This window comes from Pseudomonas cyclaminis (assembly GCF_015163715.1).
Taxonomy (GTDB): Bacteria; Pseudomonadota; Gammaproteobacteria; order Pseudomonadales; family Pseudomonadaceae; genus Aquipseudomonas; species Aquipseudomonas cyclaminis.
Genome location: NZ_JADDUM010000211.1, coordinates 1 through 20,023, shown reverse-complemented (window position 1 = coordinate 20,023; position 20,023 = coordinate 1). Strand labels below are relative to the sequence as shown.

Below are 20,023 nucleotides of genomic sequence, written 5' to 3'. Positions count from 1 at the left end.
GGCACCGAGTGTTGGGGCGAGAGCCTTTTGCTTACTTTTGGGCTCTTCCAAAAGTGAGCCGCCGTAAGGGCGGAACCGCAAGTAGCCGTTACCCCAGTAATGGATATGTACACCGACCGACCACCACCACCGAAGCCCCCAACCACCCCCCAAGATGGCAAGATGAACCCCACTCAGGTTTACTACTCTGAGTACTGGTTTCTCCGACCGACCCCGTCGGCCCATCTAGGTCATTGAATGGACAAATACACCCCCCACACCTGGGAACCCCACGAGCGCCCGAGCCTGCCCGGTTCGCCGTCGACCCCGTGGCACCCTACGCACAAGCGCTGGCTGTATGCGCTGGTCGGTGTGCTGGTCGCGATCACCGGTGGCCTGGGGAATGCTCTGGTCATCGCCAACCTGCAATACCTGCAAGGCGCCCTGGGGGCGACCACGGCGGAAATGGCCTGGCTGCCCGCCGCCTACGTGATGACCAACGTGTGCATGAACCTGCTGCTGGTGAAGTTCCGCCAGCAGTTCGGCCTGCGGGTGTTCACCGAAGTGTTCCTGGTGCTGTACGCGCTGGTGACCTTCGGCCATTTGTTCGTCAATGACCTCAGCTCGGCCATCGCGGTACGCGCCGCCCACGGGATGGTGGGCGCGGCGCTGAGTTCGTTGGGTTTGTACTACATGATCCAGGCGTTCCCGGCCAAGTGGCGGCTCAAAGCCCTGGTGCTGGGCCTGGGTACGGCGCAGTTGGCGTTGCCGCTGGCGCGGTTGTTCTCCGAAGACTTGCTGCAAATCGCCGAATGGCGCGGCTTGTACCTGTTTGAATTGGGCATGGCGCTGATCTGCCTGGGCTGTGTATTCCTGCTCAAGTTACCCCCCGGCGACCGTTTCAAAACCTTCGAAAAACTCGACTTCCTCACCTTTGGCATCCTCGCCACCGGCGTGGCCTTGCTCTGCGCGGTGCTGTCCCTGGGGCGTATCGACTGGTGGCTGGAAGCGCCGTGGATCGGTATCGCTTCGGCCTGTTCCCTGGTGCTGATCATGGCCGGGCTGGCCATCGAGCATAACCGCGCCAACCCGATGCTGATGACCCGCTGGCTGGGCAGCGGCACGATGATCCGGCTGGCCTTGGCGGTGATCCTGATTCGCATGGTGCTGTCCGAGCAATCCACCGGCGCGGTGGGCTTCATGCAGATGCTCAACATGAGCTACCAGCAGATGCACACCCTGTACGTGGTGATGCTGGCCGGCGCGATCAGTGGGCTGGTAGTCAGTGCGCTGACCATCAACCCGGCGCACCTGCTGATGCCGCTGGTGATTTCCCTGGCGCTGATGGCCGTGGGCTCGGTGATGGACAGTTTCTCCAGCAACCTGACCGGCCGGAGAACCTGTATATCAGCCAGTTCCTGCTGGGCTTTGGCGGCACGTTTTTCCTCGGACCGACCATGGTGCTGGGCACCAGGAACGTACTGACCAACCCACGCAACCTGGTGAGTTTTTCGGTGATGTTCGGTATTTGCCAGAACCTCGGCGGCCTTATTGGCGCGGCGTTGTTGGGCACGTTCCAGATCGTGCGCGAGAAGTTTCACTCCAGCATGATTGTCGAACACCTGACCTTGCTTGACCCGCGTGTGGCCTCGCGGGTGCAGAGCGGTGGTGCGGCCTATGGCAGCATTGTCGCCGACCCGGAACTGCGCAACCTCATGGGCATTCGCAGCCTGGCCACGGCGGCGACGCGTGAGGCGAATGTCATGGCCTACAACGATGTCTTCATGCTGATCGCGATCATCGCGATCCTGACCATGCTCTGGATCTTTATCCGCAGTCTGTGGCTGATGAGTACCACTCAAGCAGCCCCTCCCGTTCAACCCAGCGGCGTTTCTTCATGACCGAACCATCAACGACCACCACCACCGCCATCGCCTCCACCCCGGAAGGCAACACGCCGCCCGGCGCCGTACCCACCGAGCTGCGGCCACTGCGGGTGCGCATCCTGTCGTCCCTGGGGTTTGCCGCGATTGCCATCGTCGGCGTGTTTATCGTGCTCTACGCCTGGCAATTGCCGCCGTTCAGCAGCGCGGTGGAAACCACTGAAAACGCCCTGGTACGCGGCCAGGTGACGATCATCGGCCCGCAACTCAGCGGCTATGTGTTCGAAGTGCCTGTGCAGGACTTCCAGTACGTCAAGGCTGGCGACCTCTTGGTGCGCTTGGATGATCGTATCTACAAACAGCGCCTTGACCAGGCCCTGGCGCAACTGGCGGTGCAGAAAGCCGCGCTGGCCAATGTGGTGCAGCAGCGCAACAGTGCCGAAGCGACCATCAAGCTGCGTCAAGCCGCGCTGGTGGACAGCCAGGCCCAGGCGCGTAAAAGCACTGCGGATTTGCGGCGCAACGAGGAGCTGATCCGCGACGGTTCGGTGTCCCGGCGCGAGCTGGATGTGACCCGTGCGGCCAATGCGCAGACGGTTGCCGCTGTCGCCCAAGCCCAGGCCAGCCTGGAAATCGCCCGCCAGGATCTGCAGACGGTGATCGTCAATCGCGGTTCTTTGGAGGCGGCGGTGGCGAGTGCCGATGCGGCGGTCGAGCTGGCACGGATCGACCTGTCCAACACGCGCATTACCGCGCCCCGCGACGGCCAGTTGGGCCAGATTGGCGTGCGTCTGGGGGCCTACGTCAACTCCGGCGCGCAGCTGATGGCCCTGGTGCCGAAACAGCTGTGGGTGATCGCCAATATGAAAGAAACCCAAATGGACAACGTGCAGGTCGGCCAACCGGTGACCTTCACCGTGGATGCCCTGAACCACCGCAGGTTTCACGGCACGGTGCAGCATATTTCCCCGGCGACGGGGTCGGAATTCAGCCTGTTGCAGGCGGACAACGCGACGGGCAATTTTGTGAAGATTGCCCAGCGCGTGCCGGTGAGGATTACCGTCGATCCGGATCAGGCCGAGAGTGAGCGGCTGCGGCCTGGGTTGTCTGTGGTGGTGAGTATTGATACCGCAGGGCGGCTCAAAAACAGCCCACCCTGAATGAACTCGGTCAATGTGGGAGGTATTTCAGGGTGAAATTGAGTTGGGTTGACTGACCGTGTTCCAGCAGTTTCAGGCCCGGTCGCCCCGGCAGGTGATGCGCATTCACCGGATGACTCACCGGCTCAATACAAAAGAACCCCAACCCCGGCGGGCAGTACAGCAGGAAGTAATCGGCGCCGCTGGCCTGGCATTCCAGCGCATAGCCCAGCTCCGGTTGTTCGATCCGGCAACGCCCGTCCCACTGGCAAAAGCCGTTGTCCACAAGACCTTCGGGCAGCGCGTTCAATACCTGGAAATCCCACTCGTGCGGCACTGTCGCCAAGCCTGTCGGCAACTTCGTGCCATCACTCAACCACACCTGCGCTGCCGAGGCCTGCAACTGTGTGTCTGGCCGGCGCGGGAAGTAGGGATGCAGACCCAGTCCGTGCCACGCGGCTTTTTCGGCCAGATGAGTCACGCGCAATGCGATGCTCAGTTCGCCGTCGCTCAAGCGAATCCGCTGCTCGGCGCGATAGGCGAACGGCGTTTCGCACTGCACCTCCAACACCACTTCATCCGCCGTTTGACTGACTACTTGCCACGGCTGCTGCCAGGCCGAGCCGTGAATCGGAAAGGGATCGTTGGGGCTGTTGGGGGTCAGCGCCAGCCAGCCCTCGGGGTTGTCGAACCCCCCTTGGGCAATGCGGTTGGACCAAGGCACCAACGGATAACAACCCAGCTTTCCAGGCAGCCCGCTGTGCGGGTCGTTAGGCCGCAACAGCGGTTGCCCGCTGGCGCGCACGGTCCAGTTGACCAGGCTGCCGCCCACGGCTGGGTTGATACCGAGGTGGGTCAGGTTGTCTTCCAGTTCAATCAGCATTACAGCACCACGCTCGGCAACCACAGCGACAACGCCGGGACGTAAGTGACGGCCACCAGCACCAGGAACAGCACCGCATAAAACGGCAGCAGCGCCTTCACGGTTTTCTCGATCGTGGTCTTGCCCACCGCCGCGCCGACAAACAGCACCGCGCCCACCGGCGGGGTGATCAGGCCGATGCCCAGATTCACCAGCATGATCATGCCGAAGTGCACCGGGTCGACGCCGATCCCCAACACCACCGGCAACAGGATCGGCGTGAGGATCAGGATCAGCGGCGCCATGTCCATCACCGTGCCGAGCAACAGCAGCATGGCGTTGATGCACATCAGGATCACGTAGCGGTTGTCCGACAGGGTCAGGAACAGCGTGGTGATCTTCGCGGGGATCTGCATCAGGGTCATGATGTAGCCGAAGCTGGCGGCGAAGGCGATCAGGATCATCACGATGGAAATCGTGCGCACCGTGCGGTGCATCAGCTTGGGCAGCTCGCGCCACTTGTAGTCGCGGTAGATGAACATGGTCACGAAGAATGCCCACAGCACCGCAATCGCCGCAGACTCGGTGGCCGTGAAGATGCCCGACAGGATGCCACCGAGGATGATCACCATGGCCATCAGGCCCCAGAGTGCTTCGCCCGCGATCTTCAGCGCCTGCTTCAACGGGATGACTTCGCCTTTAGGGTAGTTGCGTTTCTTCGCGAAGATCAGGCACAGCACCATCAGGCACGCGCTCATCAGCAGCCCCGGCACCACGCCGGCCATGAACAGCGAGGCGATGGACACGGTGCCGCCCGCCGCCAGGGAGTAGAGCACCGAGTTGTGGCTGGGCGGCGTGAGCAAGGCCTGCACCGAGCCGCTGACGGTCACCGCCGTGGCAAATTCCCGTGGGTAGCCACGGCGTTCCATTTCCGGAATCAGCACCGAGCCCACCGAGGCGGTGTCCGCCACCGACGAGCCAGAAATCGCGCCAAAAAATGTTGAGGCCATGATGTTGACCAGGGACAGCCCGCCGCGCACAAAGCCCACCAGCACCCCGGCAAACGCCACCAGCCGCCGCGACATGCCGCCCTCGGCCATGATCGCCCCCGCCAGCACAAAGAACGGAATCGCCATCAGCGAAAACTTGTTCACGCCGCCGGCCACCTGAATCATCAGGGCCTGGAACGGGATGTCGATCCACCACGCGCCGATCAGCGCCGACAAGCCCAGGGCGTAGGCCACCGGCATGCCGATCAGGATCAAGGCGATAAAGCTGCCCAGCAGAATCAATGCGTCCATATCAGGCAGCCCCTTCGCTTTCTTCCACCAGGTCGAAGCGCACCACGCGCCGGTTGCTCTGGTCACCGAGCAGGAGTTTTTCCAGCACAAAAACCAGGGTCAGCACGCCACCGATGGGGATCGGCATATAGGTGATGCCCACGCGCAGGGTAGGGATGGCGCTCATGAACTGGTTCCAGGTGGACAGGCACAGCTTGGTGCCCCAAATGGTCATGAACAGGCAGATGGTCGCCATCAGCAGTTGCGAAAAAATGCCGACGATTCGGCGTTGGGCGGGCGGCAGGCGGTCAGTGACCATCGCCACCGACATATGCGCACCGGCACGGTAACTGGCGGCCGCGCCGATAAAGGTGAACACCAGCATCAACAGGATGGCGGTGGGCTCCGGCCAGCTTGAGCCGGTGCCAAGGATGTAGCGGGCGAAGATGCCCCAAGGGATGATCAGTGCGACCCCGAGGACCGAGAGGCCGGCGACCCAAATGCAGGTCATGTAGATACGGTCGTTGATGCGCAGCAGCAGATTCTTCATGGCGTTCACCGTAACCGGGCGCGTCGATGCCGACCGCGCCAGGCCTTATCAGGGAGGAGGGCGTTACTGAACGGCGTCGATACGCTTGATGATGTCGGCGTACGGCGCGCCGTACTTGGCACGCACTGCTGCGGTGGCGTCATAGAAGGGCTTTTTGTCGACGGTGATGAACTCGACACCGGCCTTCTTGAGTTTTTCCTCACTGCTGGCGGACTTGGCGTCCCACAGCACGCGCTCATCGGCCTGGGCGGCCTTGGCAGCTTTTTTCACCATGTCCTGCTGGGAGGGAGTGAGTTTGTTCCAGGTGATTTTCGACATCACGATGGGCTCGGGCAGGATCAGGTGTTCGGTGAGGGTGTAGTACTTGGCGTTCTGGAAGTGGTTGTGTTCCAGCAGGGTCGGCGGGTTGTTTTCCGCGCCGTCGATCACGCCGGTCTGCAAGGCGCTGAAGATCTCGCCGGTGTCCATGGCGATGCCGTTGGCGCCCATGGCGTTGAAGGCGTCGATGAACAACGGGTTGCCCTGCACGCGGATTTTCATGCCCTTGAGGTCTTCGATCTTGCGCACCGGTTTCTTGGTGTAGAGGTTGCGCGTGCCGCCGTCCATCCAGGCCAGGGCCACCAGGCCGAACTCGGAGTCGGTGATCTTGGCGAGGATCTCATCGCCGATCTCGCCGTCGATGACCTTGCGCATATGCGCCTGGTCACGGAACACGAACGGCAGGTTGAACACGTTCACGTCCGGCACCACCGGCCCGACGATGCCGAGGCTGACGCGGGTCATCTGCACGGCGCCGACCTGGGCCTGTTCGACCACTTCTTTCTCGGAGCCCAGCACGCCGCCGGGGAAGTACTTGAACGTGAGTTCGCCGTTGCTTTCCTTGGTCAGGGCCTTGCCCATGTTTTCTTCGGCGACCACGGTCGGGTAGCCGGCGGGGTGGATGTCGGCGAATTTGATTTCCAGCGCGTGGGCGGCACTGCTGAGGGTGAACACTGCGGCGGCGAGCAAGGTGCGTTTGAAGTCCATGGGGGTCACTCCTGTCTTGTTATTGTTGTATTCAAGGCACAGCGATACGGCTAGAGGATGAAGGTGGGCTCCGGCAAACGGCGACGCCGGGGTTGAGCGCGAACACACCGCCGGCCACCGACTGTTCGCTCTGGTCATCACGGATCGAGGTGACGAACAAGGTGTCCAGGCGACTGCCGCCGAAGGCGCACATGGTGGGTTTTTTCACCGGCACGCTCAGGGAGCGATCCAGGCGACCGTCCGGGGTGAAACGGTGGATCAGACCGGCGTCGTTGGCGCAGATCCAGTAGCAGCCTTCGGCGTCGACGGCGGCGCCATCGGGTCGACCGAGGAAGTTGTGCATGTCGACGAACACCCGGCGATTGGACGGCGTGCCGGTCTCGATGTCGTAGTCGAAGGCCCAGATCTGCTGCACCAGCGGGTGCGAATCAGAGGCGTACATCGTGCGGCCATCGGGGCTGAAGGCCAGGCCATTGAGGGTGATAAATCCGTTCAGTTGGGCATGGGGGGCAGAGCCCGATGCATAGCGGTAGAGGATGCCTTCGGCCGCATTCGCGCCCATGTTGAGCACCATGCTGCCGGCCCAGAAGCGGCCCTGGCGGTCACAGCGGCCATCGTTGAGGCGCATGTCCGGGCGCGGGTGTTCGACACTGGCCAGCGGCGTGGTGTCGAGGCTGCCGTCATTGTGTGCGGTAAGTTGGAAAAAGCCGGTTTCCATGCCCGCGACCCAATTGCCCGCCGTGGTGCGGGCGATGCAGGCGAGCATCTGCGGGGCTTTCCACGCCGCGACATGGCCGCTGCTGGCGCTCCAGCGTTGCAGGCCGCCGTTGGGAATGTCCACCCAGTACAGCGCGTTTTCCTCAGGCACCCACACCGGGCATTCGCCCACGGCATTGCGGGCGTCGACGATCAATTCAGCAGTCATGGCAACTCATTCCCTTGGGTTGATGTGAACTCAGTCACCGAACGGCCCGGCCGCGCAGAACGCGCCGCCCTGATAGACCTTGGCCGGGTCATCGGCAGCCACGGGCGGCTGGGCTTCGACCTGGGCGCGGAACACTTCGGAAGTGTCCTTGGGCGCAAACCCCAGGTGCGCGGCGTGGCGGTTGTCCCACCAGGTGCCCTGGTTATCCGACACGCCGTAGACCACGGTGTGGCCGACGTTCGGCGTGTACAGCGCGCGTTCGAGCAGTTGGGTGAGGTCGTCGAAGCTAAGCCAGGTGTGCATCATCCGGCGGTTCTGCGGCTCTGGGAACGACGAGCCGATGCGGATGCTCACGGTCTCGATGCCATAGCGGTCGAAGTAGAAACTGGCCATGTCTTCGCCGTAGGACTTGGACAGGCCGTAGTAGCTGTCCGGGCGGCGTGGCGACTGGGCGTCGATGGTCTCGGTCTGGTTGTAGAAGCCGATCACATGGTTGGAACTGGCGAAGATCACGCGTTTGACGCCATGGCGACGGGCGGCTTCGTAGATATGAAAGGTACCGCTGATGTTGGCGCCGAGGATTTCTTCAAACGGACGCTCTACCGAGACACCGCCGAAGTGCAGGATGGCGTCGACGCCTTCCACCAAGTGATGCACGGCTTGTTTGTCGGCGAGGTCGCAAGGCTGGACTTCTTCCGAAGCATCGGCAGCCGGGGCCATGGCGGCGATATCGGACAGGCGCAGGACGTGGGCGTAGGGGCGCAGGCGCTCGCGCAGGACTTTGCCGAGGCGCCGGCGGCGCCGGTGAGGAGCAGGCGGTTGAAGGGAACGGGGGTGGTCGTGGTCATGGGGATTCCAGATTTTTGTTGTAGGTTGTCGTATGACTATGCCGAAGTATTGTTAGGGATGCCCCAGGTTGTCAACGTTCTTGCGGACAGAGTGCGGCGCACAATGTGGGAGAGGGCTTGCCCTCGATGAGGGCATGCCAGTGAATGCATCTGTTAGTGACCCACCGCCATCGGGAGCAAGTCGAATCGTCGCACCGCCCCTCCCCAGCGGATTTTCTGGGGCCGGGAGGCTGAGTTCTACAACAGCGAGATTGGATAGCTGATAAAGATCCGGTTCTCATCAAACTCGTTGGTGCTGAAATCCCGACGCATGGTCGAGTTGCGCCACTTCACGTTGAGGTTCTTCAGCGCGCCGCTCTGCACGGTGTAGGCCAGTTCCGACTCGCGCCCCCATTCCTTGCCGTCGGTGATCGCGCCGGTGTGCACGTTGCTGCCGCTGATATAGCGGTTCATCAGGGTCAGCCCCGGCACGCCGAGCACCACGAAGTTGAAGTCATGCCGCACCTGCCAGGACTTTTCCTTGGCGTTGTCATAACTGGCGTTGTAACTGTCGTTGGCCAAGGTGCCGCCGCTGGTGCCGTTGACGCGCATCCACACGCTGTCGCCGGTGAGTTTTTGCAGGCCTACATAGAATGTGTTGCCGCCGTATTTGGCCGAGAGCAGGGCGAAGGTGGTCTTGTTGTCGAGGTCGCCGGCCAGGGCGCTGCCGTCTTCCTTGCCGCTGAAAAAGCCGAGGTTGGCGCCCAGGGTCCAGTCGCCGACCGGTTGGCTGTGGGTCAGGTTGACGTAGCGCTGCTGGTAGATATCGCTCAATTCGGCGTACCACAGGCCGACCTGGGTGCGCTTGTCATTGAAGGTGTATTCGCCGCCGCCGAAGTTGAAGCGGTCGGAGGTGACGCCGCTTTGCCGTTCATGAACATGTCTTCCATGCTCGCGTCGTTACGCGGACTGTTGCCACGGAACTGGCCGCCGTAAAGAGTCAGGCCGGCGATCTCGTTGGACGTCACCTGGCCGCCACGAAAGGTCTGGGGCAGGGAGCGACCATCGTCGGAACGCAGGATCGGCAGCACCGGCATCCACTCACCGACCTTCAGTTCGGTCTTCGACAGCCGGGTTTTCAACGCCACACCCAGGCGCCCGAAATTATCCGCAGGGCGACCGTCATCATGGATCGGCAACAACTGCGTGCCACCGGTGCCTTTACCGCCGTCGAGCTTCTGGGAATACAGGCCCAACACATCAAGACCGAAACCCACGGTGCCTCGGGTGAAGCCTGACTTGGCATCGAGAATGAAACTCTGCGTCCACTCTTCGGCCTTGCCCTGAGCATTGGCAGGGTTGGTGAAGTTGCGGTTGAAGTAGGCGTTGCGCAGGTTGAGCGTGGCCTTGGCGTCGTCGACAAACCCTTCGGCCTGGACGGTGAGCGGGAGGGTGAAGGCCAGGCTGCCGAGACCGATAAGACCGAGACGCGCAGACGAATTGCGGGCGAATTGACTCACAGTGATGCTCCCTTTCTGTTTGTTGTTTTTATTATTTGTTATACGTCGTCGTACAACATTGGGGCGAATATTTGCGGGGTTTTAACGGGGGTGTCAAGCAGAAGTTATACGATGACAGGCTGGGTGCCGATCTGAAGCGGGCAGGGTCAATGTTGTTTTAGCCAGCCAGCAGCATCGGCGGCAAGGTGCCCAGGAGTGAAACGGCGGCCACTGCGCAAACACCCAGCAGCCATTCCACCATCACGCTGGCCCTCAAGCTGCCCAGCCGTTGTGCGCAGCTATCAAGGCGTAACCGGTTCAGCAACGCCAGCGCCAACATCCCCAGCACCAGCATCACCTTGATCAACAGAATCAGGGCAAAACCACTGAACAACGGCGTGGGCCACAACTGCCCGGTCAGTACGCGCACATTGATCAGGCCGGTCACCAGCAAGCCCGCGACCAGGCCGTAACCCACGCCACTGAAACGATGCAGGACGGGCGCCAACTCAAAACGCTGTGACTGCCTGAGGATCAAGACCAGCAGCAACAACCCGCCCAACCACGCGCCCACACACATCAGATGGACCACCTGGTTGAGGATCAACAACTGCCCGCTCAGCCCATCGAGCATGGCGCCATGGCCGACCGGGGCCAGGGTCATCAGCAACAGCATGATCAGCGGCAGGCGAGGGGCCCTCCACCGGGTCATCAGGCTGATGACCAGTAACCCGTTCACGATCAGATGCCAGGTCCACACCTGGCCAAAAAAGGTCTTGCCCAGCACCAACTGCACGGTCGACGGTTCCAGCGCCGCCGACCATGAACCCGCCATGCTGACGGTAATCAACAGTAACCAGATCGCCCCCGACGCAAGGGCCGTCCATGCCAGCCCACGGGTCATGCGCAGCAATTGCCGGTCCAGCACCGGCTGCGGTTCAGCGCCCAGGAGCCAGGGCCTGAACGCGCAGGCCCCGAACATCAGCAACACGACGATGAAATGCACAAAGCGGCACAGCACCAGCAGCGTCGCCATGGATTATTGGCCAACCTTGAAGCTGTATTCGCCGTTGCTCTTGTGGGTGTCGACCGACACGGCATTCCACACCACTTTGTAGTTGCCGCCGCGAGTGGCGCGGCCGGGGTGACCACCAGGACTTTCTTGTCGGTGCCTTCGGTGTCCAGGCCCTTGATCGCGATTTCGGTGCCGTCCTTGCTCAGGGACACCTTGGTAAAGGTGGCTTCAATGCCTTCGCTGAAGGTCAGGCGCAGGGCGGCCGGTGCGCTCACGCTGCTGTCTGCGGCCGGATCGGACGCCTTGAGGTGAGCATGGGCAAACGCCGCCGAGGCGCCCAGCAGGGACGCGAGCAGGGCGACGGCGGTGAGGGTTTTCTTGATCAACATTGTTCAATACCAATCAATGGGTAGGAGCGGGCAGTGTACGAAGTTTCAGCTGCGCCTGTCGCCCCGATCTAGAGCGGGTGGTAGTCTTTGGCGTATGTCTTTGTCAGGGAGCCCTTATGGGCAATCACAAGATCGGAATTCGTCGGGCCAACGTCGAAAAAATCCTGCTGGCGGCGGAGAAAATCTTCGCCGAGAAAGGCTACGGCAGCACCGCCATGGCCGACATTGCCGAAGAAGCGCAACTGCCGCGCTCCAACCTGCATTACTACTTCACCACCAAAAGCGAGCTGTACAGCGCCGTGCTGTTCGACCTGCTGGACCTGTGGAAACAGGACGCCCTGAGCTTCGAAACCTTCGATGACCCACGGGTGGTGCTCAGCAGCTACATCCGCGCCAAGATGCAGCGCTCCCGCACACGGCCGTATGGCTCCAAGGTCTGGGCCAATGAAATCATCCACGGCGCGCCGACACTCGGTGAGGCGCTGGACGAAAGCCTGTACGACTGGGCCAAGATGAAGGAAGCGAAAATTCGTCAATGGGTGGAAGACAAACGCATCCTGCCGGTGGAGCCGTCGAGCCTGCTGTACATGATCTGGGCCTCGACCCAGCACTATGCCGACTTTGACCATCAGGTGAAGATTCTGAATGATCACCAGCCGTTGTCGGACATGCAGTTTGAGAAAGCGATCCAGACCGTGACCAGTGTGATTTTGCGCGGGATTGGGTTGGAGCCTTGAGTCTTGTGGTGAGGCTGATGGCCCTATCGGGGGCAAGCCCCCTCCCACAAGTGAATGCATTCCAAAATGTGGGAGGGGCCCCCGATAGCGGCTTAAGGGACTACACAGCCTCCCTATAGGGATTCCTCGGATCCTGCGTCCAATTCAAAAACGGCTTGCCCGTGTCGATGGGCACCATCTCGATACAATCCGCCACCGGGCAGGTGATCTGGCACAGGTTGCAGCCCACGCACTCATCATCAATCACCTCGTATGCATGCGTACCATCCGTCTGCTTCAAGCTGGCGATGGCCTGGTGCGACGTATCCTCACAGGCAATATGGCAACGCCCGCAACCGATACATGCCTCTTGGTCGATCTTGGCGATCACCTGGTAGTTGATATCCAGGTATTTCCAATCCGTGGTATTGCCCACCGCCCGCCCGGAAAAGTCCTGCAGGCTGGTGTAGCCCTGACTGTCCATCCAACGCGACAGCCCGTCCTTCATCTCTTCAACGATACGAAACCCGTGCAGCATCGCCGCGGTGCACACTTGCACCGCGCCGCAACCGAGGGCGACAAATTCTGCTGCGTCGCGCCAGTTGCCGATGCCGCCAATGCCGCAGATCGGCAGGCCTTGTGTCTGTGGGTCGCGGGCGATTTCCGCGACCATGTTCAGGGCAATCGGCTTGACCGCCGAGCCGCAGTAGCCGCCGTGGGTACTTTGCGTACCGACGATGGGCAGGGCGACCATGCGCTCCAGGTCGACGCTGGTGATGGAGTTGATGGTGTTGATCAGCGACACCGCGTCCGCACCACCGCGATACGCCGCCCGCGCCGCCACCCGGATGTCGGTGATATTTGGCGTGAGCTTGACGATCACCGGCAGCGAGCAGTACGTCTTGCACCAGCGCGTCACCTGTTCCACGTACTCCGGCACCTGGCCTACCGCCGCGCCCATGCCGCGCTCGGGCATGCCGTGGGGGCAACCGAAGTTCAGTTCGATACCGTCACAGCCCGTGGCTTCCACCAGCGGCAGGATGTTTTTCCAGGATTCTTCAACACAGGGCACCATCAGCGACACGATCAGCGCACGGTCGGGCCAGTCCTTTTTCACCTGGGTGATTTCCCGCAGGTTGATCTCCAGGGAACGGTCGGTGATCAACTCGATGTTGTTGATGCCCAGCACTTCACGGTTGGCGCCGTAGTGCGCCGAGTAGCGTGACGACACGTTGACCGCCGCCGGGTCTTCACCCAGGGTTTTCCACACCACGCCGCCCCAGCCTGCCTCGAAGGCGCGGACCACGTTGTAGGCCTTGTCGGTGGGCGGCGCGGAGGCCAGCCAGAACGGGTTGGGGGCCTTGATACCGGCGAAGACAATCGAGAGATCGGCCATTACGCAGCCTCCACAGTCAGCATGAGTTGGGCGTGCATGGCTTCGGCGGCCAGCTTGCCGTGTTGCACCGCTTGTACGGTGAGGTCCTGGCCGAGGCTGACGCAGTCGCCGCCGGCATACACGCCGGGAATACTGGTGCGCAGCTGTTCGTCGACAAAGATTCGCTCGCCCACGCGATGCAGTTGCTGGGCCAGTGGATCGTGTAACGCTGCGCCGTCAAACCCTTGCCCGATGGCCTTGAAGATCGCATCGGCGGCCAGTTCGAAGGTCTCGCCGGTGGGGTGCAGGCGGCCGTTTTCCATGTGTGTGCGCTGGAAGCGCATACCGCGTACATGGCCCTGGTCATCGAGCAGCACTTTTTCAGGCTGGGCCCAGGTCAACAGGCGCACTTGATTGGCCTTGGCGATGTCCTGTTCATGGTGAGTGGCGCCCATGTCCGCCAGGCCGCGACGGTAGACGAGGTTGACATCGCGGGCGCCGAGGCGGGCCATTTGCACGGCCATGTCGATGGCGGTGTTGCCGGCGCCGAGCACGATGCAGCGGTCGGCCAGGGGCAGTTGGGTCAGGTCATCGGCCTGGCGCAGTTCGCGGATGTAGTCGGTGGCGGCGAGCAGGCCGGGGGCGTCTTCGTGGGGCAGCCCCAGCTGTTTGCTGGCGGCGAGGCCCAGGCCAAGGAATACCGAATCAAATTGCTGGTGCAGTTCGCTCAACGTGAGGTTATCGCCCAGGCGCTGGCCGTGGCGGATCTCGATGCCGCCGATCTGCAGGAGGAAATCCAGTTCCTTCTGGGCAAAGTCATCCACCAGTTTGTATTTGGCGATCCCGTATTCATTCAGGCCGCCGGCTTTTTCGCGGGCTTCGAAAATCACCACGTCATGGCCATGCAACGCGGCGCGATGGGCACAGGCCAGACCGGCCGGCCCGGCACCCACCACGGCGATGCGCTTGCCGGTAGCGGCGGCGCGCTGGAAGGGGTGTTCGCTGAAGTGCGCATTGTCGATGGCGTAGCGTTGCAGCAGGCCGATCAGCACGGGGGCGCATTCTTCGCTGTTGTTGCGCACGCAGGCTTGCTGGCACAGGATTTCCGTCGGGCAGACCCGCGCACAGCTGCCGCCGAGGATGTTGGCCGAGAGGATTTTCTGCGCGGCGCCTTGGACGTTTTCGGTGTGGATGTTGCGGATAAACGACGGAATATCGATGTCGCTGGGGCACGCGTTCACGCAAGGCGCGTCGTAGCAGTACAGGCAGCGCGAGGATTCCAGTTGGGCCTGGCGGGCGTTGAGGGGCGGCGCCAGGTCGGTGAAGTGGCTGGCGAGGGTTGCGCCATCCTCATGGGGATGGGGGAGGTGGGTCAGGGTCTGGATCACGGTGGTGGCCTCACGGTTTTTTGGGATTGCCTCTAAGTGGGCATTTTTTGTTGCCTGTAATGGCCTCATCGGGGGCAAGTCGAGTCGTCGATAGCGGTCTCAGCGGTTAACAGCAACCGGCCTGGAGTGCTCAGCCCGTTTGCTCAACTGCTCGAACACCGACGGATACGCCGGCCGTTCCACATACCGCCCGGCACCGCGCTCGGCGCGCAGGTCGCCATCGGCCCAGACCAGCTTGCCCTGGCTGATGGTGTGGCTCGGCACGCCGCGCACGGTCTTGCCTTCGAAGATGTTGAAGTCGACGTTCTGGTGGTGGGTCTTGGCGGAAATGGTTCGGGTCCCTTCGGGATCCCACAGCACCAGGTCGGCATCGGCACCCACACGGACGGCGCCTTTGCGCGGGTACAGGTTGAAGATCTTCGCGGTGTTGGTGGAGGTCAGCGCCACGAATTCCTGCATCGACAGGCGCCCGGTATTGACGCCTTCGTGCCACAGCAGCGCCATGCGGTCTTCGATACCGGCGGTGCCGTTGGGAATCTTGCTGAAATCGTCCCGGCCAGCGACTTTTTGCTCGGCGCAGAAGCAGCAGTGGTCGGTGGCGGTGGTGTGCAGGTTGCCGGATTGCAGGCCATGCCACAGGGCTTCCTGATGCCCGCGTGGGCGGAACGGCGGGCTCATCACATAGCCGGCGGCGGTTTGCCAGTCGGGGTGCTGGTAGACACTGTCGTCCAGCAACAGGTGGCCGGCGAGCACTTCGCCGTACACCGCCTGGCCCTTGCCACGGGCATAGGTGATTTCATCCAGCGCTTCCTTGGTGGAAACGTGCACCAGATACAGTGGCGTGCCAATGGTCTGCGCGATGCGGATCGCACGGCTGGCCGCTTCGCCTTCCACCTGGGACGGACGCGACAGTGGGTGCGCTTCCGGCCCGGTGATGCCCTGGGCCATCAGCTTGCGTTGCAGGTGGTACACCAACTCGCCGTTTTCCGCATGCACGGTGGGCACTGCGCCTAGCTCAAGGCAGCGTTCGAAGCTGGCGACCAGGGTATCGTCGGCCGCCATGATCGCGTTCTTGTACGCCATGAAGTGTTTGAAGCTGTTGATGCCGTGATGGCTGACCAGCTCGGCCATTTCCTCGCGCACCTGTTCGCTCCACCAGGTGATCGCCACGTGAAAACCGTAGTCGGACGCCGATTTTTCGGCCCAGCCGCGCCACTGGTGAAACGCTTCCATCAAGGACTGCTGCGGGTTGGGAATCACAAAATCAATGATGGACGTAGTGCCGCCGGCCAGACCCGCTGCCGTGCCACTGAAGAAGTCTTCACTGGCCACGGTGCCCATGAAGGGCAATTGCATGTGGGTATGGGGGTCGATGCCGCCGGGCATCAAGTATTGGCCGCTGCCATCAAGTATCTCAGTGCCGGCGGGAATCTCCAGGTCCGTGCCAATGGCGCGAATCAGACCTCCCGCGCACAACACATCGGCGCGGTAACTTTCATCATGGGTAATAACGGTGGCGCCACGGATCAACAGCGACATGTCGAGTTCCTCACAGGCTTGACCGGCTTGTGCCAGTTCTAAGTGTTGTAATGCGGCTGCCGATGGTCGGTTAATTCCTGTCATCGGTGACAGGAATAGAAACTAGCCCGAGTTTTTCGATTGAGCAAGGAGATTTTTTATAAGCTTATATTTGTATTAACTATTTGATTTATAAGTATAAAAAATAAAAATCACCAAAATGTGGCGGCCTCTCACCATTTTGACGCACTTGACAGGTTCCCAATATGAGCAACATTTCTTATTGCAAATCAGGCGGTTGAGATATGCCTCTTGACGGGGTTGGTAAATAAAAATAATTGTGTCGCACCAGATTGAGTCCTGACAGTTCGGGCAACTTCCACGTTATCCAGCCTGAGTCGCGTGGCAAGTACCGTAGGTTTAATCGGAAAGCTGATTAACATCAGCGAGTTATATAAGCGGTAAGGGTATGGCGGCGGTTTTCGGCACGGTTATTGAGTGCAGGAACGGCTGGCCGGGCCCGTGATGTCATGTTGTTTACGAGGTACTCCGGCCACCTGCATCAACCCCGCAGGTGAGCAACAATAATTCGAAAAAACCGTGGAGCGGCCATGCAACAGAACAGATCGCAAGTCATTGAACGCAACGGCCTGTACGAACTCGACGCCGGCCCCGACGTCCTCGACAGCCCTCGCTACAACCACGACATGGCACCCACCAAGGTGCACGAACGCACCTGGAACAAGTGGCACATCACCGCGCTGTGGGTCGGCATGTCGATCTGCGTGCCCACCTATACGTTGGGCGGCGTACTGACTGCGTACTTTGGATTATCGGTGGGCGAGGCGCTGGTCGCGATTCTGCTGGCCAATATCGTGGTGCTGATCCCGCTGACCCTTAACGCCTTCCCCGGTACCAAGTACGGCATTCCGTTCCCGGTGTTGTTGCGCTCGTCCTTTGGCATCCTCGGCTCCAACGTGCCGTGTTTGATTCGAGCGCTGGTGGCCTGTGGTTGGTTTGGCATCCAGACCATGTTTGGCGGGCTGGCGATTCACCTGTTCCTGGGCTCGATTTTCGAGGGGTGGAAGTCCCTCGGCGGCACCGGTGAAGTGATTGGTTTCATGATTTTCTGGTGCCTGAACTTGTGGGTGGTGTTGCAGGGCGCCGAGTCCATCAAGCGTCTGGAGACCTTGTCCGCACCGCTGCTGGTGGCGGTGGGGATTGGTCTGCTGGTCTGGGCCATGCCGAATGTATCGATCAGCGAATTGATGGCGATCCCGCCCAAGCGCCCGGAAGGCGCGAGCCTCACCGGTTATTTCATGGCAGGCCTTACCGCGATGGTCGGCTTCTGGGCCACCTTGTCGCTGAACATTCCCGATTTCAGCCGCTACGCCAAAAGCCAGAAAGACCAGATCCTCGGGCAGATTTTCGGCCTGCCGCTGACCATGTTCCTGTTCGCCGCCCTCGGCGTGATCATGACCGCCGCGTCGGTGAAACTGGTGGGCGTCAGCGTGTCCGACCCAGTGACCCTGATCGGGCATATCCAGAGCCCGGTCTGGGTCGCTATTGCCATGGCGCTGATCATCATCGCGACCTTGTCCACCAACACGGCGGCAAACATTGTCTCGCCGACCAATGACTTCCAGAACATCGCGCCCAAGCTGATCAACCGCACCACGGCGGTGATCCTCACGGGGTTGGTGGGGCTGCTGTTGATGGGGCATGAATTGCTGAAAAAACTCGGGTTGATCGTTTCCGATGTGAGCCTGGAGACGGTGTATTCCAACTGGTTGCTGGGCTATTCCAGCCTGCTTGGCCCCATCGCCGGGATCATGGTGGTGGACTACTTCATCACCCGCAAACAGCAGCTTGACCTGGCGGGGCTGTACCGCGACGACGTGTACCCGGCATGGAACTGGAGCGGCTTTGTCGCCTTTGGCGTGCCGGTGGTGCTGACCTTGCTGTCGTTGGGCAGTGACGCGTTCAGCTGGTTCTACAGCTATGGCTGGTTTACCGGTTCGGCGCTGGGCGGGGTGTTGTATTACGGCTTGAATGCCAAGCGTGGTATCAGCCCGGTCACTGCTAAGTCACCGCTGTAACGGAAGTGGAATGCAATCCAAATGTGGGAGGGGGCTTGCCCCCGATTGCGGCGGGGCAGTCGCCCAGGCATTGGCTGAATGACTGCTATCGGGGGCAAGCCCCCTCCCACATTGGACCGTGTTCCACCTGTTCCACTTATAAAAAACCAGCCTGAGGAGATCCCCATGAACGCTGCCCTCGACGTTCTGCAATCGACCCACTCGCACATCAACCGCGACCGCTTGTGGCAGTCGCTGATGGACCTGGCCAAACTCGGCGCCACCCCCAAGGGCGGCGTGTGTCGCCTGGCCCTTACCGACCTCGACCGCAAGGCCCGCGATCTGTTTGTGCAATGGTGCGAAGACGCCGGTTGCACGGTGACCGTCGACGGCATCGGCAATATCTTCGCGCGTCGCCCTGGCCGTAATCCCGACCTGCCGCCGGTGATGACCGGCAGCCATATCGACACCCAGCCCACGGGCGGCAAGTTCGACGGATGCTTTGGCGTGTTGGCCGGCGTGGAAGTGCTGCGCACCCTCAATGACTTGAACGTGGAAACCGAAGCACCGCTGGAAGTGGTGGTGTGGACCAACGAGGAAGGCTCGCGCTTTCCGCCGTGCATGATGGGCTCCGGCGTATTTGCCGAGAAATTCACCCTCGCCGATACCCTGGCCAAGGTCGATGCGGATGGCGTCAGCGTGGGTGATGCGCTGAATGCGATTGGCTACGCGGGCACCCGGCCTGAAAGTGGGCACAAGGTGGGTGCGTATTTCGAGGCGCATATCGAACAAGGGCCGATTCTGGAGGATGAGAAGAAAACCATCGGCGTGGTCCTTGGCGCCCTCGGGCAAAAATGGTTTGACCTGAAACTGCGCGGGGTTGAGGCGCATGCCGGGCCGACACCTATGCACCTGCGCAAGGATGCCCTGGTGGGTGCAGCAGCGGTGGTGGCGGCGGTAAATGCGGCGGCGCTGGGGCATCAGCCCCATGCCTGCGGGACCGTGGGCTGCCTGCAAGCGTACCCGGGATCGCGCAACGTGATTCCTGGCGAAGTGCGCATGACCCTGGACTTCCGTCACCTGGAACCGGCGCGGTTGGATTCGATGATTGCCCAGGTGCGCAAGGTGATTGATGACACCTGCGCCAAGCATGGCCTGAGCTTTGAAATGGAGCCCACTGCAGATTTCCCACCGCTGTATTTCGACAAAGGCTGCGTTGACGCCGTGCGCGATGCGGCGAACGGGCTGGGTTTGTCGAACATGGACATCGTCAGCGGGGCAGGGCATGACGCGATTTTCGTCGCAGAACTGGGCCCGGCGGGGATGATTTTTGTGCCGTGCGAGGGCGGTATCAGCCATAACGAAATCGAAAATGCCGCACCGGATGATTTGGCGGCGGGGTGTGCGGTGTTGTTGCGTGCGATGGTGGCCGCTTCTGCTGCAATCGCCAGCGGCAAGCTCGCGGCCTGAAATGCGGGAAAAAGTGTGGGAGAGGGCTTGCCTCCGATGGCAGTGTGTCAGTCAGCTCATATCCAGCTGATACACCGCCATCGGGGGGCAAGCCCCCTCCACCT

The 20,023-nt window shown here is 61.4% G+C and carries 12 protein-coding genes and 5 pseudogenes; 5 read left to right on the top strand and 12 right to left on the bottom strand.

The genetic code is table 11. The annotated features are described in order from the left end of the window. Positions 1–237 precede the first annotated feature (237 nt). A pseudogene (locus tag IQK56_RS24065) lies at positions 238–1,880 on the top strand (MFS transporter). Continuing rightward, positions 1,877–3,022, top strand: a complete 1,146-nt coding sequence (locus IQK56_RS24060; protein WP_193863923.1) for an HlyD family secretion protein — start codon at positions 1,877–1,879, stop codon at positions 3,020–3,022. Before IQK56_RS24065 ends, IQK56_RS24060 begins: the two are co-directional and overlap by 4 nt. A 10-nt stretch (positions 3,023–3,032) precedes the next feature. Here the strand turns inward: IQK56_RS24060 and IQK56_RS24055 are convergent, their stop codons facing one another. From IQK56_RS24055 to copC, 9 genes and pseudogenes are all read right to left on the bottom strand, one after another. Further along, positions 3,033–3,884 (bottom strand): aldose 1-epimerase, encoded by an 852-nt coding sequence (locus IQK56_RS24055; RefSeq protein ID WP_193863924.1) that lies wholly within the window; start codon positions 3,882–3,884, stop codon positions 3,033–3,035. Beyond that, a complete protein-coding gene (locus tag IQK56_RS24050) occupies positions 3,884–5,164 on the bottom strand; it encodes a TRAP transporter large permease (protein WP_122307353.1) in 1,281 nt (426 codons plus the stop codon). Before IQK56_RS24050 ends, IQK56_RS24055 begins: the two co-directional genes overlap by 1 nt. Before the next feature lies 1 nt (position 5,165). Then, positions 5,166–5,693 (bottom strand): TRAP transporter small permease, encoded by a 528-nt coding sequence (locus IQK56_RS24045; protein ID WP_122307354.1) that lies wholly within the window; start codon positions 5,691–5,693, stop codon positions 5,166–5,168. 63 nt (positions 5,694–5,756) lie between these two features. After that, positions 5,757–6,719 carry a TRAP transporter substrate-binding protein gene (locus IQK56_RS24040; RefSeq protein ID WP_150760620.1) on the bottom strand — a complete coding sequence of 321 codons (963 nt, stop codon included), beginning with the start codon at positions 6,717–6,719 and terminating at the stop codon, positions 5,757–5,759. Between the two features lie 50 nt (positions 6,720–6,769). Then, positions 6,770–7,644, bottom strand: a pseudogene (locus IQK56_RS24035) (SMP-30/gluconolactonase/LRE family protein). 30 nt (positions 7,645–7,674) lie between these two features. Continuing rightward, positions 7,675–8,492, bottom strand: a pseudogene (locus IQK56_RS24030) (NAD-dependent epimerase/dehydratase family protein). Between the two features lie 237 nt (positions 8,493–8,729). Continuing rightward, positions 8,730–9,991, bottom strand: a pseudogene (locus tag IQK56_RS24025) (OprD family porin). Between the two features lie 157 nt (positions 9,992–10,148). Next, complete coding sequence (gene copD / locus IQK56_RS24020; RefSeq protein ID WP_193863927.1) at positions 10,149–11,006, bottom strand: copper homeostasis membrane protein CopD; 858 nt, start codon at positions 11,004–11,006, stop codon at positions 10,149–10,151. A gap of 3 nt (positions 11,007–11,009) precedes the next feature. Next, positions 11,010–11,374 (bottom strand): annotated as a pseudogene (gene copC / locus IQK56_RS24015) (copper homeostasis periplasmic binding protein CopC). Between the two features lie 116 nt (positions 11,375–11,490). On the opposite strand from copC, the gene IQK56_RS24010 reads away from it, so the two are divergent. Next, positions 11,491–12,111 carry a TetR/AcrR family transcriptional regulator gene (locus IQK56_RS24010; protein ID WP_122307361.1) on the top strand — a complete coding sequence of 207 codons (621 nt, stop codon included), beginning with the start codon at positions 11,491–11,493 and terminating at the stop codon, positions 12,109–12,111. A 100-nt stretch (positions 12,112–12,211) separates the two neighbouring features. Here IQK56_RS24010 and preA read toward each other — a convergent pair whose 3' ends face one another. From preA to hydA, 3 genes are all read right to left on the bottom strand, one after another. Further along, entirely contained in the window at positions 12,212–13,486 is a 1,275-nt protein-coding gene (preA, locus tag IQK56_RS24005) for an NAD-dependent dihydropyrimidine dehydrogenase subunit PreA (protein ID WP_193901848.1), read from the bottom strand. After that, positions 13,486–14,853, bottom strand: coding sequence for an FAD-dependent oxidoreductase (locus IQK56_RS24000; RefSeq protein ID WP_193863928.1), 1,368 nt, complete (start codon positions 14,851–14,853; stop codon positions 13,486–13,488). Before IQK56_RS24000 ends, preA begins: the two co-directional genes overlap by 1 nt. 99 nt (positions 14,854–14,952) lie before the next feature. Continuing rightward, on the bottom strand, positions 14,953–16,392 hold the full coding sequence (gene hydA / locus IQK56_RS23995; protein WP_193863929.1) for a dihydropyrimidinase: 1,440 nt from the start codon (positions 16,390–16,392) through the stop codon (positions 14,953–14,955). Between the two features lie 590 nt (positions 16,393–16,982). On the opposite strand from hydA, the gene IQK56_RS23990 reads away from it, so the two are divergent. Together IQK56_RS23990 and IQK56_RS23985 are read left to right on the top strand one after the other, a co-directional pair. Continuing rightward, on the top strand, positions 16,983–18,470 hold the full coding sequence (locus IQK56_RS23990) for an NCS1 family nucleobase:cation symporter-1 (RefSeq protein WP_193863930.1): 1,488 nt from the start codon (positions 16,983–16,985) through the stop codon (positions 18,468–18,470). 165 nt (positions 18,471–18,635) lie between these two features. Further along, complete coding sequence (locus IQK56_RS23985) at positions 18,636–19,919, top strand: Zn-dependent hydrolase (RefSeq protein ID WP_122306529.1); 1,284 nt, start codon at positions 18,636–18,638, stop codon at positions 19,917–19,919. Positions 19,920–20,023: the final 104 nt, after the last annotated feature.